Source organism: Asaia bogorensis NBRC 16594 (assembly GCF_001547995.1).
Lineage (GTDB): Bacteria > Pseudomonadota > Alphaproteobacteria > Acetobacterales > Acetobacteraceae > Asaia > Asaia bogorensis.
The window spans coordinates 953,088-967,584 of the sequence record NZ_AP014690.1; the positions used below are offsets into that span (position 1 = coordinate 953,088).

11 protein-coding genes are annotated in these 14,497 nt (G+C 61.4%); 8 read left to right on the forward strand and 3 right to left on the reverse strand.

Going from position 1 to position 14,497, the window contains the following annotated elements:
• Positions 1–4 precede the first annotated feature (4 nt).
• The 4 genes from tatB to dld all read left to right on the forward strand — a co-directional run bounded on the left by tatB (position 5) and on the right by dld (position 4,677).
• Positions 5–748: a Sec-independent protein translocase protein TatB gene (gene tatB, locus Asbog_RS04260; RefSeq protein WP_083510699.1), complete on the forward strand. Its 744-nt coding sequence runs from the start codon at positions 5–7 to the stop codon at positions 746–748.
• Complete coding sequence (tatC, locus tag Asbog_RS04265) at positions 730–1,524, forward strand: twin-arginine translocase subunit TatC (protein WP_171840661.1); 795 nt, start codon at positions 730–732, stop codon at positions 1,522–1,524. The genes tatB and tatC overlap by 19 nt, the downstream gene beginning before the upstream one ends.
• A gap of 22 nt (positions 1,525–1,546) precedes the next feature.
• On the forward strand, positions 1,547–2,809 hold the full coding sequence (serS, locus tag Asbog_RS04270; protein WP_062164200.1) for a serine--tRNA ligase: 1,263 nt from the start codon (positions 1,547–1,549) through the stop codon (positions 2,807–2,809).
• Positions 2,810–2,955: 146 nt separating this feature from the next.
• The gene (gene dld / locus Asbog_RS04275) at positions 2,956–4,677 is read left to right on the forward strand and encodes a D-lactate dehydrogenase (RefSeq protein ID WP_062164201.1); all 1,722 of its coding nucleotides are present in this window, start codon (positions 2,956–2,958) and stop codon (positions 4,675–4,677) included.
• Between the two features lie 647 nt (positions 4,678–5,324).
• Here the strand turns inward: dld and Asbog_RS04280 are convergent.
• The gene (locus tag Asbog_RS04280) at positions 5,325–7,874 is read right to left on the reverse strand and encodes a helicase-related protein (RefSeq protein WP_062164202.1); all 2,550 of its coding nucleotides are present in this window, start codon (positions 7,872–7,874) and stop codon (positions 5,325–5,327) included.
• Positions 7,875–8,091: 217 nt separating this feature from the next.
• Between Asbog_RS04280 and Asbog_RS04285 the strand changes: the two genes are divergently transcribed.
• From Asbog_RS04285 to gorA, 3 genes are all read left to right on the forward strand, one after another.
• Positions 8,092–9,669, forward strand: coding sequence for a S10 family peptidase (locus tag Asbog_RS04285; RefSeq protein WP_406567153.1), 1,578 nt, complete (start codon positions 8,092–8,094; stop codon positions 9,667–9,669).
• 118 nt (positions 9,670–9,787) lie between these two features.
• A complete protein-coding gene (locus Asbog_RS04290; protein WP_062164203.1) occupies positions 9,788–10,672 on the forward strand; it encodes a ferredoxin--NADP reductase in 885 nt (294 codons plus the stop codon).
• Positions 10,673–10,773: 101 nt separating this feature from the next.
• Positions 10,774–12,162: a glutathione-disulfide reductase gene (gene gorA, locus Asbog_RS04295; protein ID WP_062165703.1), complete on the forward strand. Its 1,389-nt coding sequence runs from the start codon at positions 10,774–10,776 to the stop codon at positions 12,160–12,162.
• Positions 12,163–12,204: 42 nt separating this feature from the next.
• Here gorA and Asbog_RS04300 read toward each other — a convergent pair whose 3' ends face one another.
• Positions 12,205–13,035 carry an alpha/beta fold hydrolase gene (locus tag Asbog_RS04300; RefSeq protein ID WP_062164204.1) on the reverse strand — a complete coding sequence of 277 codons (831 nt, stop codon included), beginning with the start codon at positions 13,033–13,035 and terminating at the stop codon, positions 12,205–12,207.
• Positions 13,036–13,295: 260 nt separating this feature from the next.
• Entirely contained in the window at positions 13,296–13,682 is a 387-nt protein-coding gene (locus tag Asbog_RS14660; RefSeq protein WP_023978146.1) for a hypothetical protein, read from the reverse strand.
• A 138-nt stretch (positions 13,683–13,820) separates the two neighbouring features.
• On the opposite strand from Asbog_RS14660, the gene alkB reads away from it, so the two are divergent.
• The gene (gene alkB / locus Asbog_RS04310) at positions 13,821–14,468 is read left to right on the forward strand and encodes a DNA oxidative demethylase AlkB (protein ID WP_371861668.1); all 648 of its coding nucleotides are present in this window, start codon (positions 13,821–13,823) and stop codon (positions 14,466–14,468) included.
• Positions 14,469–14,497: the final 29 nt, after the last annotated feature.

The following is a 14,497-nucleotide window of genomic DNA, read 5'->3' on the forward strand; positions in this document are numbered from 1 at the left end:
GAAGATGTTCGATTTTAGCTGGTCGGAAATTGCGCTGATCGTTGTCGTGGCGCTGGTTTTCATCGGCCCCAAGGACATGCCGACCGCCATTCGCGCCGTCAGTCGGGGTATCAAGGCGGTGCGCCGCATGGCGTCCGAGTTTCAGGGCCATGTGGATGAGATGATCCGCGAGGCCGATCTGGGTGAAGCACGCGACCATCTGCGCGACCTGAAGCGCTTCGACTTCCGGGACCGTATTGCGCGCACGATCGACTCCGACAAGACGATCAGCAAGAGCCTGGATTTCACGCCTCCTCCGTCGCTTTCCTTTCCGGCCCACGGAACGGACAACGCGATCCCGGTCACGGGGCCTGGCGTGACAGAGACGCCCAATACCCATGCCTACGGTACCGGTGAGGTTGAGGCTCACAGTCCGGCCCGGCCGGCCGAGGCCTTTGGTCCAGCGATCCTGCCCCCGGCAACGGCGCGTCGCCTCCGGCATGAAGAGACGCTGTGGCATGCCCCGGCCGTCATTCCGCCCTTGCGGGTCATCCATAATGGGCGTCGTGTCGCGCTCGATCCGCCACCTGCCGCGCCTGCCTCGGTGCCTCCTGCATCGTCAAAGCCTGGCGACGCAATGAGCGGTCATCCCGCTGCGGCGACCCCCGACCTTACCCAAGCGCCCTATCCCGCCATGACCCCAGAGGTCTCAACGGCCCCGGCCCATGCGCCGGGGGTGATCCTGCCTGAATGTCCGACAGCGCCATGACGAATAACGACTCCCTCGATGACAAGGCCATGCCGCTTCTCGATCACCTGATCGAGCTGCGCAGGCGGCTTATCTGGTCTCTGGTCGCGTTTATCGTCGCCTTCCTGCTCTGCTATCATTTCTCGGAGCAGATCTATCTGTTTCTTGCCGAGCCTTTGGCGAAGATCATGCGGCAGCAGGGCGAGCAGCCGCATCTGATCTATACGGCGCTGTCAGAAGCCTTTTTTACCTATGTGCGCGTGGCGGTGTTCGGGGCCGTGTTCCTGTCATTTCCGATCATCGCCATGCAGGCCTGGATCTTTATCGCACCGGGCCTGTATCGCAACGAGAAGCGGGCCTTTGCGCCCTTCCTGATTGCCACGCCGCTCATGTTCCTGCTTGGCGCGACCATGGCGTATTACTTCATCTTCCCCATAGCATGGCGCTTCTTCCTGTCGTTTCAGACGGCCCCGGCAGGTTCGCAGGGGCTGCATATCGAGTTGCAGGCGAGGGTCTCGGATTATCTTTCTCTAGTCATGAAGCTGATCCTGGCTTTCGGTGCGGCTTTCGAACTGCCCGTCGTGCTGACGCTGCTGGCACGTGTGGGCATTGTAACCTCCAAAGGCCTGAAGAAATTCCGCCGCTATGCCATTGTCGGTGCAACGGTCATTGCCGCCATACTGGCCCCGCCCGATGTGATTACCCAGGTGGGCCTCGCCGTGCCGCTGATCTTTCTGTATGAAATCTCGATCTTTACGGCACGTCTCGTTGAGCCGCGCCCTGCGACGATCGACTGAAAACTGACAGGACTTTACTGACATGCATGACTTGCGCGCCCTTCGCGCCGACCCGGCTGGTTTTGATGCGGCTCTGGCTCGTCGCGGCCTGTCGCCTGTCGCCGGTGATCTGGTGCGACGCGATGAGGAGCGTCGTGCGGCCCTTCAGGTCCTTCAGGAGCAGCAGGCACAGCGCAAGGTGCTGGCCAGGGAAATCGGTCAGGGCAAGAAAGCCGGGCAGGATACCAGCACCCTTGAGCAGAAGGCTGTCGAACTGCGCGATCATATCGCCGCGCTCGAAGCCAGTGCCTCGACAATCGAGAGCGAGATCAGCGCCACGCTGGCCGGTCTGCCCAACCGTCTCGATGAAACCGTGCCGGAAGGGCGCGATGAGGAGGCCAATCAGGTTGTTCACCAATGGGGTGAGGTGCCTGTTTTCGATTTCGAGCCCAAGCAGCATTTCGAACTTGGCGAACAGCTGGGGCTGATGGATTTCCCGACGGCCGCCAAGCTTTCAGGGGCCCGTTTCACGGTGCTGCGCGGGGCGCTGGCGCGGCTGGAGCGTGCGCTCGGGCAATACATGCTCGATACCCACACGCAGGAATTTGGCTATAGCGAGACCATCGTGCCGCTTCTGGTCAATGATGCGGCCATGTACGGCACCGACAAGCTGCCCAAATTCGCCGAGGATTCTTTTCAGACCACGGATGGCCGCTGGTTGATCCCGACCGCAGAGGTGCCCCTCACGGCCAGCGTCGCAGGCGAGATCCTTGAGGCGAAGGCGTTGCCATTGCGTATGACGGCGCTTTCAAGCTGTTTCCGTTCCGAGGCCGGGTCGGCCGGGCGTGACGTGCGCGGCATGTTGCGCCAGCATCAGTTCAGCAAGGTCGAGCTGGTTTCCGTTACGACGCCTGAGGCCAGCGCAGATGAGCATGAGCGCATGACGCGCTGTGCAGAAACCATTCTGGAGCGACTGAATATTCCCTATCGTCGTATGCTGCTCTGCGCCGGAGATACCGGGTTCGGTGCCGCCAAGACATTCGATCTCGAAGGCTGGTTGCCCGGCCAGAAGGCCTGGCGCGAAATCTCCTCTTGCTCCAACACGCGCGATTTTCAGGCACGCCGCATGAATGCGCGCTACCGCACCGAGAACGGTCCGGCTTTTGTGAACACCCTCAACGGGTCTGGTCTGGCAGTGGGGCGCACGCTGATTGCCGTCATGGAAAACGGCCAGACGGCCGATGGGGCGATCGAGATCCCCGAGGTGTTGCACCCCTATATGGGCGGGATGACCCGCATCGGCTGATGATTACCCTCGATGGGACGCGCATCCGATGGCACGGCAAAGCCAGTCTGTCGGATCAGGTCGCATCGTCGCCGTGCGGGTGAGCGCCTGCCTGACACGCCCGTAAAAAGGGCGTCGTGACTGACATTGCGAGAAGGAAGACCCTCATGCGTCTGACCGAACCGACCCTTCATGCCGACAGGCTTCTTGTGCTGTTGCGTCAGATCGTCGGCACGCCGCATGTGCTTGTCGCGCCCCATGCGACAGCGCCCTATACCAAGGGGTTCCGGTTCGGATCGGGCAAGGTGAGGGCGGTCATCCGGCCACGCACGCTGGTGGAATTCTGGCGTGTGGCCGAGCTTTGCGTAGCGGCTGACCAGATCATGATCGTGCAGGCGGCCAATACCGGGCTGACCGGGGGCTCGACGCCAGACGGCGACGCATATGATCGCCCCGTCATCCTGATCAACACCCGTCGTCTGCGCGGCATGCATCTGATCGATGGTGGCCGACAGGTGATCTGCCTGCCCGGCACAACCCTGCACAAGCTTGAAACCACCCTCGCGCGTTATGGGCGCGAGCCCCATTCGGTTATTGGCTCATCCTGCATCGGGGCCTCGGTGCTGGGTGGGATCAGCAATAATTCAGGGGGCGCTCTGGTGCAGCGCGGCCCGGCTTATACCGAGATGGCCCTGTATGGTCGCGTTACGGCGGAGGGACGACTCGAGCTCGTCAACCATCTGGGTGTGAAACTGGATGCTGACCCCATCAAGGCGCTGGCCCGTCTGGAAAGTGGCGCGTTCACACGTGACGAGATCGAATGGACCGGTCGGAAAGGGCATGATGACGGCTATATCGCGCATGTGCGCGATGTTGAGGCCCAGACACCTGGGCGATTCAACCAGGATGAGCGCCGTCTGTTCGAGGCATCCGGCTGCGCGGGTAAGCTGATCGTCTTTGCCGTGCGCGTTGACAGCTTTCCGGCCGAGCTCGATTCCCGCGTTTTCTATATAGGCACGAACTGCACCGATAAGCTGGAGGATCTGCGCCGCCATCTGCTGACGGCCTACGACACGCTGCCGATCGCCGGTGAATACATGCACCGCAATGCCTTTCGTATTGCCGAGGCCTATGGGCGCGATACGGTGGCCCTCATACGCTACGCAGGCACCAGAAATATTCCGCGTCTTTTTGCGGCCAAGGCCTGGCTCGATGACTGGCTTGGTCAGTGGAAATGGCTGCCTGCGCACCTGACCGACAAGGTCATGCAGAAGCTGGGGCGTGTGTTACCCCAGCAGATTCCAGAGCGTATGCTCGCCTTCGAGGCGCGATTCGAGCACCATCTCATGCTGCGCGTCTCGGCAGATCTGGCCGCCAAGGTCGAGGCGCATTTGCGCGATACGTTCGCGACAGAAGGAACAGACTGGTTCGCCTGCACGCCTGATGAAGGCAAGCGTGCCTTTCTGCATCGGTTTGCGGCAGCCGGTGCGGCGCTGCGTTATCGCGCGGTGCATGATCATAAGGTGGGGGAGATTGTTGCCCTTGATGTTGCGCTGCGACGCAACGACAGGGAATGGTCCGAAACCTTGCCCGCGGCACTCGATGCCCGGATTTTGGAGAAGCTCTATTACGGGCATTTTCTCTGCCACGTGATGCATCAGGATTACGTTCTGAAGCCGGGGGAGTCAGCGGAAGCGACCGAGCATGAAATGCTCACGCAGCTGGACCAGAGAGGGGCCCGCTATCCTGCGGAACATAATCTCGGTCATCTGTATGAGGGCGATGACGCCCTGTTTGCCCATTACCGGGATCTGGACCCTTGTAACTGTCTCAATCCCGGTATCGGAAGGTCGACAAAGAAGCGAAACTGGAAAGCAGAAAGTATCTGAGGAGAGTAGAACGGGTGGCCCTGCGCAAGACCTGTCAAAGCAAGGTGGCGTAGGGCCGAGGCGCGCCTTTACGGTGGGCCAACCCCTTTATATTTGGCATCTGCAGAGAAAACCCTGATCGAGATCATGGTTTTCGACGAAAATGTGCTTACGGAAAAACCAGACGACATATCTGTATTCCTTCTTCACATGGCGCACGATGCGCACTATTTCGCGTTGGCCGAACTTTACTTCAATCAACCGGAGTAATTTCCGGAGAATTACTTGAAGCAACCTCGGTTGCCGCAAAGAAACGCTAGCGCGGTTTTTGTGAAGAATGGAAGAACTTTTTGCGTCGACCACGCGAAAAAATTCATGTGTCGCGCCGGAAACCGAGGCGATGATCTGGATAAGTCTATGTTTTGACTTGATTTTCCGGCTTATGGCGAGGCTGGGCGACTCGTCAAATCCGGCCCATTACAGCGCCCGCCCAACCGTTTCGCATGGTGCTGACGCCAGCTCGGCAGCGATGCAGGCGCCAGCGACAGGGAGGGGACGCGCACGCGCGATCTTGCGCAGCCACACTCCCATGCTCCTATTCTGGGTATGTTCTGCCACCCTGCCGAAGCGCAGCGAGACGACGCGGGATAAAAAGCGATTGCGGCGTGTCAGCCGCGGCCGTGGCCACCCTTGCCGCCCTTGCGTGGGCCGCCCGCTCCCTTGAAACGCTTGCCGGAGGGCGACCCACCGGGGGAGCGCTCACCCGATTCGCTCCTGCCGCCATCGCGCCCGGCGCCGTCACGCCGCGCATCGCCTCTGGATGACGGGGGGCGGCCGGGGCCGGAATAGCCTCCGCCGGACCGGTCACCAAATCCTTTCCCGCCGCCGCGCCTGCCGGGCATGGCGCGTTTCTGGTGTTCGCGCTCGCGGCTTTGCTGGCGAAGCACCGCCTCGATCCAGTCATTCAGGGCCGTCGTGTTGTCCTCGGCGGCCTGCTTGTCGGTGTAAGCATCGGCAAAGCGCAGCGAGAGCCAGCGCCACGCCACAAGGCGCTTGTGCCGTTTCTCGGCGCGTTCGAGTTCCTCGCGCCCGGCCTGTGAGGGCTGGACCAGACGCCCAGTGCCGGGCGGCGGCACCCGCCGACCCGCTGCATGATCGCTGGCCCAGCCGACCAGCCGCGAAATGCCATTATCGCGCTCATCGATGGGGCACATGGCGTAGACCCAGCGCTGGGTGAGGGACAGCCCCTCCACACCTTCCAGGGCTGAGGCAATCTCGAAGGCCTGATCCATATCGGCCAGACGGTAATTCGGGTCGTCGGCGCGCAACACGGCGCGCTTGATGCGCACCAGCACACCGTAAAGGCTGTCGGTCTCGATTTCCTCAGCCACCGCGCGCACGATATCGGCATCCGGCTGCACGAGGGGGCGCAGTTCCGTGATGGGCTCGGGCGGTGCGGCCAGCATCTTGCGGATATGGGCCGGTGTGCCAGCTTCACCCAGCACGGCGACGACGCCGTTTTCATGATGGCCGTAGCGCCCGGCGCGACCGCCAATCTGCTTGATTTCCTGCGCGGTGAGGTCTCGCGTCTGCTTGCCGTCATATTTGCGCAGCGCACTGAACACCACGCGCTTGATGGACAGGTTGAGCCCCATGCCAATGGCATCGGTTGCGACAAGGATTTCGGCCTCGCCATTATTGAATCGCGCGGCTTCGGCACGGCGCACCTCAGGGCTGAGCGCGCCATAGACTACGGCCACACGCTTGCCGAGCGTCAGAAGCTCGGCGCGCAGATCCAGCACCTCGCGTCGTGAGAAGGCAATAAGCGCATCGCCCGCCTCCAGATCGCGCAGGCGCAAGGGTGCGCTGGCGGCGCGGAGTGGCGATTTGCGCTCAAGGCTGATTTCATCCAGCGGGTCATCGCAAAGCTCGGCAATACGCCTGATGAGGGGGATGCAATCGGGGGCGCCCAGAATATACAGATGACGCGCCGGTACACCCATGATGGCAGCCGTCCAGGCCGCGCCGCGATCGGGGTCCATCAGCATTTGCGCTTCATCGATCAGCGCGACATCGACCGGGTTGTGAAAGGGGCACATCTCGACCGTCGCGGCCAGATGGCGGGCGCCGGGGAAATCGATGCGTTCCTCACCCGTGGCGAGCGAGGCCGGAACCCCGCGGGACAACAGGGACTCGCGAAACTCATGGGCCAGAAGGCGCAGGGGGGCGAGGGCGAGGCCGCTCTCGGCATTGGCCAGCGCATTGAGCGCGGTGTAGGATTTGCCTGAATTGGTCGGGCCGGTCACCAGCGTGATACGGCGCTTGAGCGAGCGTGCCGTGCGAAAATGCGCGACATAGCGATCGAGCGCGGCCACACGGGCGATGACAGCATTGCCGACCTTGCGTCCGGCAAGCGCTGGCGTGCCTTTCTGGCCTCCGCGCCATTCCGCCAGCTGCGAACGCAGGCGCTTGAGGATTTCGGGATCGAACTCGAATTTTTCGGTGCCGTCGGGCTGCGGGGTACGGCGTGTGACGGGAAGGCGGTTTTCGGCAATCCAGCGCAGCGCCTCACGCGGGGTGCAATGCAGGATAGCGGGCACCTGATCGAACCCGACGAGGCTTTCTTCCCATGCCTTGAGGCGCTCGTTTTCCCGCTTGCGCCGGGCCTCGGCACGCGCCTCGATCCGCTCTTCCTCTTCGCGTCGCGCCTTTTCGCTCGCGATCAGTTCGGCCTCGAAGCCGGTATCCTCCACCCCGAAAGCCGAGGCGATGATCTGCGCCAGCCGATCGATCTGTCCGCCCGAGAGGAAGGTGCCCGCATCGGTCAGATCGGCCTGCACCGCTTCAAGCACGTCGCGCGGCGTATGCCCCATATCGCGAAAACGTGCGGCCAGCGTGTCTGCCAGCGTGGCACGGAGCAGCTCTGGCGTGGCCCGGGGGTCGTGTACGCGACTCACCGCATCGAGCATGTCAGCCTTGCTGATCCAGAGTTCACCCGCGCGGCGGGTGAGGTTCATCAGCTGTGCTGCCCAGTCCTTGCGGCGCACATCGCATATCAGGCGCTCATATTCAGAGGCGAGGATGGTGTTCGTCCCCGGCACGAGGCTTCGTGCGATCAGTTTGAGCAGGCGCGGCTCTTCCTTGGGGGAGGGCGAGAGGCCGGTTTCCTCGATCGCAACAGAGAGCGCGTGATCGGCGGGGGAGAGTGCTGAGTCCATGAATCCGTTTGTGCGTTATGACACGGTTTGCTGCAACGGGAGACTTGCGGCCATGGGCGTTTCGCTTTCCTATACGCAACCGGAACGATACGCCGCGGCGTATTTTTTTGAGACGTGACACAAGGAGAACCCGGTGCGGTTCAAGCAAGCTCCGAAGATTTCTGCTCTTTTCGCTCTGACGGCTTTGATGGGCGGCACGGCCCTCGCAGCGCCGGACATGCCGCCGCCGCATATGGGCCCGCCACCCCCGCCCCCCGGCCCCGATGGTGGCCCCGGCGAGGTGCATGGTCCTGCCTTTCTGATGAAGCCACAGCATGTTCTGAGCGATGGCAGCGTAACCATTCGCGGGCAGGCTGTTCCCTATCAGGCAGAGTCGGGCACGCTCATCGTTCATCCCGAGGGCTGGGACGATGCCAATCCCGATCCGAAGGCCCCGCAGGCTGTCGCCTCCATTTTCTACGTCGCCTATTTCAAGAAAGGCGCGCATGCGGAAAACCGCCCCATCACGTTTGTCTATAATGGTGGGCCGGGTTCTGCGACGGTCTGGCTGCATATGGGGGCGCTCGGCCCCAAGCGTGTTGTGACATCGGACGATGTCCACACCCCTGCTGCGCCTTACAAGCTCGTGGATAACGACGACTCACTTCTGGATTCGACAGATCTCGTCTTTATCGATGCACCGGGCACGGGTTTTGGCCGCGTGATCGGCAAGGATCGTGACAAGGCCTTTTACGGCACTGACCCCGATGCTGCCGCGTTCACCGATTTCATCGCGCAGTTTCTGGCGCGTCACGGGCGTTACAACTCACCCAAATACCTGTTTGGCGAAAGCTATGGCACGACGCGTTCCGCCATCATCGCAAACGCCTTGGCCAATGAGAAAGGGATCGACCTCAATGGTGTGATCCTGCTTTCCCAGATTCTGAATTACGGCAATTCCATCGATCGTGCGCAGGGTAATCCGAGCAATGACCAGCCTTATGTGCTGGGCCTGCCGAGCTTTGCCGCGACAGCCTGGTATCATCACAAGCTACCCGACCAGCCTGTCGATCTGAAGGCATTTCTGGCCGAGGTCGAGCATTTTGCGCTGACCGACTACACCTCCGCCCTGCAGGATGGCACCGGCATCAGCGATGAGAAGCTCAAGGCCACGGCCGAAAAGCTGCATCGCTATACGGGCCTGCCGGTCGATTATCTGATCAAGGCCGATCTGCGCGTGAATGGCGGCGAGTTTGCCAAGACGCTGCTGGGTGATGAGGGGCAGGATACGGGTCGCCTCGATAGCCGGTTCTCGGGCCCGAGCCTCGACCCGCTGGCCCAGCGCCCGGCCTATGATCCGCAATCGGCGGCCATGGAATCGGCCTATGTGGCGGCGTTCAACGATTATGCGCGCAAGACGCTGCATTACGGTGCCGATCCGTCCTTTGGCGATGGGTATATGGAATATCGTGTGAGCGCCCATAGTATCGGCAAGTGGAGCTTCACCCACAAGCAGCCCGACCAGCGCGGTCCGGCCCGTGGCGAGCCCAATGTGCTGCCGGATCTGGCGATGGCGATGAAAACCAACCCCTCACTGCAGGTCATGCTCAATCAGGGTTATTACGATCTTGGCACGCCCTATTTCGAGGGTGTGTATGAAATGCGCCATCTGCCGATCCCGCGCGCGCTCGCGAAAAATATCGAGATCAAGCAATATGCGTCGGGTCATATGGTCTATGCCCATCTGCCCGCGTTGAAGGAAATGCACGATAACGTTTCGCAGTTTATTGCAAGGACGCATCCGAAATCGTCGTAATAATTTAGAACAGGCGCGGCTGTGGGGTTTCCAAACGGCGGAAGGATGATCTAGAAATTTCGCCACTTTGGGCGGTGTCAGACCGCCCGCCCCCTGCAAGCATGCGAAAGAGTGCCTGATGAACGCGCCTGTCTCCCTGCCTATGCCTACCATTGCCGAGCCCGTGTCCGGGCTCCTGCCCGTTGAGGGGCATCCGGGCCAGTATCGTCTGGCGCCCCCCAGCAAGGAATACGGGCATCTCCAGGCATGTGAAGTGCTGAGCGTCCATCACTGGACCGACCGTCTCTTCACCTTCACCTGCACGCGCGATCCGGGTCTGCGCTTCGAGAATGGCCAGTTCACGATGATCGGCATCGAGGTCGAGGGTAAGCCGCTGCTGCGCGCCTACTCCATCGCTTCGGCCAATTACGAGGAAGAGCTGGAATTCCTGTCCATTGCGGTGGAAGATGGCCCGCTGACCTCGCGTTTGCGCCATGTGAAGGTGGGTGACACCGTGCTTGTCGGTCGCAAGCCGGTGGGCACCTTGCTACTCGATAATCTGCGTCCGGGCCGTAACCTTTATTTCCTCTCGACGGGTACGGGTCTTGCCCCGTTCATGAGCCTGATCGAGGACCCGGAATGCTACGAGCGTTACGAGAATGTCGTGCTGAGCCATACCGTTCGTGTTTCGGGCGAACTGGCCTACATGAACCATATACGCCATGACCTGCCGAACCACGAATTCCTTGGCGAGTATGTGTCCAAGCAGCTGAAATATTATCCGGCCGTTACCCGTGAAGACTTCGCTGTGACAGATCGCATCACCACGCTGATCGAAAACGGCAAGATCTTCGAGGATCTGGGTCTGCCCAGGCTCGATCCCGAGCATGACCGCGTGATGATCTGCGGCTCGCCGGAAATGCTGGCCGATACGGAAAAGCTGCTGCTGTCCATGGGCTTTGACGAAGGCAATATGAGCAATCAGGGCTCCTATGTCGTCGAGAAGGCTTTTGCGGAACGCTAAGCCCTCCGGCCCCGTTCTGAAGGGGCGCAGAACAGAATACTGAACATACCATGCGCGGCCGGGAGATTTTCCGGCCGCGTTTGATTTTGGGGAGAGGCTTGATGCCGGATTTCGATGTTTTCGTGATTGGTGCAGGCTCGGGCGGGGTACGCTTTGCCCGTATCGCGGCCCAGAACGGCGCGAAGGTGGCGGTTGCCGAAAGCCGCCACTGGGGCGGGACCTGTGTGAATCTGGGCTGTGTGCCCAAGAAGCTCATGGTGTATGCGTCAGAAGGGGCCGAAGCCGCTGAGGATGCGCGGGCTTATGGCTGGGACGTGCAGCTGGGTGCCCACGACTGGTCACGGTTCATCGCGGCCAAGGACAAGGAAATCGAGAGGCTCGATGGCATCTACAAGTCGATGCTGGGCAAGGCCGGGGTCGAGTTGTTTGTCGGACGCGCCAGACTGATCGACCCCAACACGATCGAGATCGGGCCCGGTCCTCTGGACGAGCAGGCCGAGCCGCGACGGGTGACGGCAAAGCGCATCGTGATCGCCACAGGTGGCCGACCCACACGTCCGCCGATCGAGGGTGCCGAGCACGCCATCATTTCTGATGAGGCCTTTCACCTCAAGGACCGCCCGGAGCGGATCTGCATTATCGGGGGCGGGTATATCGGTATCGAGTTCGCTGGCATTTTCGCGGGGCTTGGCTCGAAAGTCGATCTGGTATTCAGGCAGGATCTGCCCCTGCGCGGCTTCGACCGCGAATTGCGCGAGAAGCTGCATGAGGCGTTGCCTCATCATGGCATCGCTGTTCATGCAGGCCAGAGCCCCGAACGGATCGAGAAGCTGGGCGAGGGGCATTATCGCGTCAGCCTCGGCAATGGCGAGACGATCGAGACCGATTGCGTGTTTTTCGCCACTGGACGCAAGCCTAATATCGACGGGCTGGGTCTGGACGGTGTCGGGGTGGCGGTCAAGGATGGCGCCATTGCCGTGGACGACCAATCCGCCACGAATCTGGAGAACATCTACGCCATTGGCGATGTCACGGACCGGATCAATCTGACACCTGTCGCCATCGCCGAGGGGCATATTCTGGCAGAGGCGCTCTATACTGGCCACGCCAGAAGCTGGTCGTTCGAGACCACCCCCAAGGCGGTCTTCTTCTCTGAGCCACTCGCAAGTGTCGGCCTGACCGAGGAGGAGGCAGCAGAAAAGGCGGATATCGAGGTATTTACAGCGTCTTTCCGTCCGCTGCGTCAGACACTGATCGGCCGCGAACGCAAGGCCTTCATGAAGCTGGTGGTCGAGCGTGAGAGCCAGAAGGTGGTCGGCGCGCATATGATGGGCGACGCCTCTGCGGAAATGATGCAGGGCATTGCGATTGCCATCACAGCCGGGCTGAAGAAGATCGATTTCGACCGCACGATCGGTATCCACCCCACCACGGCGGAAGAGTTCGTGACCATGCGCAGCCCGACGCGTCAGGTCGCCCGCAAGGGATGACGCCTCAAGCCCTCTCCGGGGAAACCGGAGAGGGGAGTGATGTCAGATGCCGGTGCTGGTCAGAAAGGCCAGAAGGTCGCGGTTGAGCGCATCGGCATCAGTGGCAAACAGGCCATGAGGGGCGCTGTCATATTCAACATAGCGCGCATGGGGGAGTGCTTCGCTCACGCGTTTGCCCGTCAGTTCGTAGGGCACTGTCTTGTCGCCAGTGCCGTGAACCACCAGCGTCGGCACCGTAAAGGCTGCGAAATCAGGGCGGAAATCGGTTCGGCTGAATGAATCGATGCAGTCGAGCGTGGCATTGGGGCTCGCCATGATGCCGAGCGTGAAGCTCCAGTCGATAAGCGCCTGACTGACCGGCTTGCGGATCATGCTGACCCCGTAGAAGCCCTTGAGGAACTCTGCCAGAAAATGGAAACGGTCCCGCCGGATCTGGACCTTGAAATCAGCAAAGACATCGACCGGCACCCCATCCGGGTTGCTCTGGTCCTGCAGCAGGTAGGGCACGACCGAAGAAATGAGCGCAACGCCAGCCAGGCGCGAGGGGCCATAGCTGCTCAGGTAACGCGCCACTTCGCCACCACCCATCGAGAATCCGACGAGCGTGAGATCGCGCAGATCGAGATGATCGATCAGTTCGGCAAGGTCACCGGTAAGCGTGTCATAATCATAGCCGCCGAAAGGATGGCTGGACTGGCCAAAGCCTCGACGGTCATAGGTGATAACCCTGTATCCGGCCTCCAGCAGGGCAAGGGTCTGATATTCCCACATATCGCCTGTCAGAGGCCAGCCATGCACCAGCAATACGGGCCGGCCTTTGCCCATATCCTTGAAGTGGAGGCTGTTGCCGTCGCGTAGTTTCAATGAAGGCATGGTCCCTGTCCTCTGCATTGGGCCTGTCGGCGCGGCTCCCGCAACGGGGCCATGTCCAGGCGATTGGCATGGAGGAAAGAACAGGGCGTCCGGTCTGAAGTTCCGGAGCCGCCAGCAAGCGTCACGCGACGGTGAGGCCTTGGACTGGGAAGAGTATTCAGGCAGGGCGTTCGGCCCCGCCTCGGTCGCAGAAGGCTCAGGCGGCCTTCCGCGGAAATGTCATCCGACTGCCTGAGTTGCCGCAGCCGGGAGGAGACGTATCAGCGCGGCGCGACCCAGCCATTGCCGGTGGCATCGCCAAGCTGGCCGCTCTGGACCGGGCTGGAATTGGAATAGGCCGAGCCGAACTTGCTCAGATCGGCACCTGTGACAGCGTCACGCTGCACGTTATCGGCGTGGTCGGGGTCCGGGCCGTGCTTGAATTCGGTGCTCGGTGTTTCCTGATAGCCGGGGGGCAGGGAGTGGCGCCCCTTGGCAGTCAGGTGTTCGCCCTTGCCATGATATTCCACACCGGTGTCATTGCTGTTGTTCTGCGGTGCATGGGCCTCGTTGGGGGCGTTTTGTCCGGTAAACTGCGCAAAGGCGGTTCCGGCAGGCAGAACAAACAGAGTGGCGGCCAGAAAGGCGCCGCGACGGAGCTTTGCCATGAAAGCTTTCCCTTGCAGTTTCGTCCCGCTGCGGTCGACGCACAGGAGTGGTGGTTGCCATTTCGGAATTTGGCCCGATCTCTGGCGCAGATACTGTTTTCAAGTAGTTCGTGAGACCAGAGGCGGCAAGAGCCTATTATGATGGACGATCTCTTCTCAGCAGCCAGACAGCCCGTGCTTCTGGCACCCGGCGCGCTGTTCCTGCCGGGCGCCGCGCGGGCCATGCAGGCCAGGCTGATGCAACAGCTGCACGAAATCATGGCGCAAGCACCCCTGCGCCGCCTTGAGACGCCGGGTGGTCGGCGTTTCTCGGTCGAGATGACAAATTGTGGCGCGCTGGGCTGGCAGTCCGACAAGGCTGGATATCGTTACGAGTCCCGAGACCCCCTGAGTGGTGCGGCCTGGCCGCGGATACCGGATAACTGGCTCGTACTGGCCCGGACCATGGCAGAGCAGGCCGGCTATCCTGGTTTTGTGCCCCAGACTTGTCTGATCAACTGTTATGCGCCCGGTGCACGCATGGGGCTTCATCAGGACCGCGACGAGACGGCGCTGGAAAGCCCGATCGTATCGGTCTCGCTCGGTGTGGCCGCACAATTTCTCTTCGGTGGGCTGGAGCGCACGGCCCCGACACGCAAGCTTTCGCTCCTGAGCGGAGATGTCGTGGTGTGGGGTGGCCCGTCGCGTCTGTTCTATCACGGGATTACCCCGCTAAAGCCGGGCCACCATGAATTGACGGGAGACCGGCGCTGGAATTTGACGTTTCGCCGGGTGCGGGCGTGCTAGCCCCTAGCCGGATCGGCCATTCCGTTTCA

Bases quoted from the DNA above. Each gene is read 5' to 3' on its own strand.
- tatB (WP_083510699.1), top strand. From the start codon at position 5: ATGTTCGATTTTAGCTGGTCGGAAATTGCGCTGATCGTTGTCGTGGCG.
- tatC (WP_171840661.1), top strand. From the start codon at position 730: ATGTCCGACAGCGCCATGACGAATAACGACTCCCTCGATGACAAGGCC.
- serS (WP_062164200.1), top strand. From the start codon at position 1,547: ATGCATGACTTGCGCGCCCTTCGCGCCGACCCGGCTGGTTTTGATGCG.
- dld (WP_062164201.1), top strand. From the start codon at position 2,956: ATGCGTCTGACCGAACCGACCCTTCATGCCGACAGGCTTCTTGTGCTG.
- Asbog_RS04280 (WP_062164202.1), bottom strand. From the start codon at position 7,874: ATGGACTCAGCACTCTCCCCCGCCGATCACGCGCTCTCTGTTGCGATC.
- Asbog_RS04285 (WP_406567153.1), top strand. From the start codon at position 8,092: ATGCCGCCGCCGCATATGGGCCCGCCACCCCCGCCCCCCGGCCCCGAT.
- Asbog_RS04290 (WP_062164203.1), top strand. From the start codon at position 9,788: ATGAACGCGCCTGTCTCCCTGCCTATGCCTACCATTGCCGAGCCCGTG.
- gorA (WP_062165703.1), top strand. From the start codon at position 10,774: ATGCCGGATTTCGATGTTTTCGTGATTGGTGCAGGCTCGGGCGGGGTA.
- Asbog_RS04300 (WP_062164204.1), bottom strand. From the start codon at position 13,035: ATGCCTTCATTGAAACTACGCGACGGCAACAGCCTCCACTTCAAGGAT.
- Asbog_RS14660 (WP_023978146.1), bottom strand. From the start codon at position 13,682: ATGGCAAAGCTCCGTCGCGGCGCCTTTCTGGCCGCCACTCTGTTTGTT.
- alkB (WP_371861668.1), top strand. From the start codon at position 13,821: ATGATGGACGATCTCTTCTCAGCAGCCAGACAGCCCGTGCTTCTGGCA.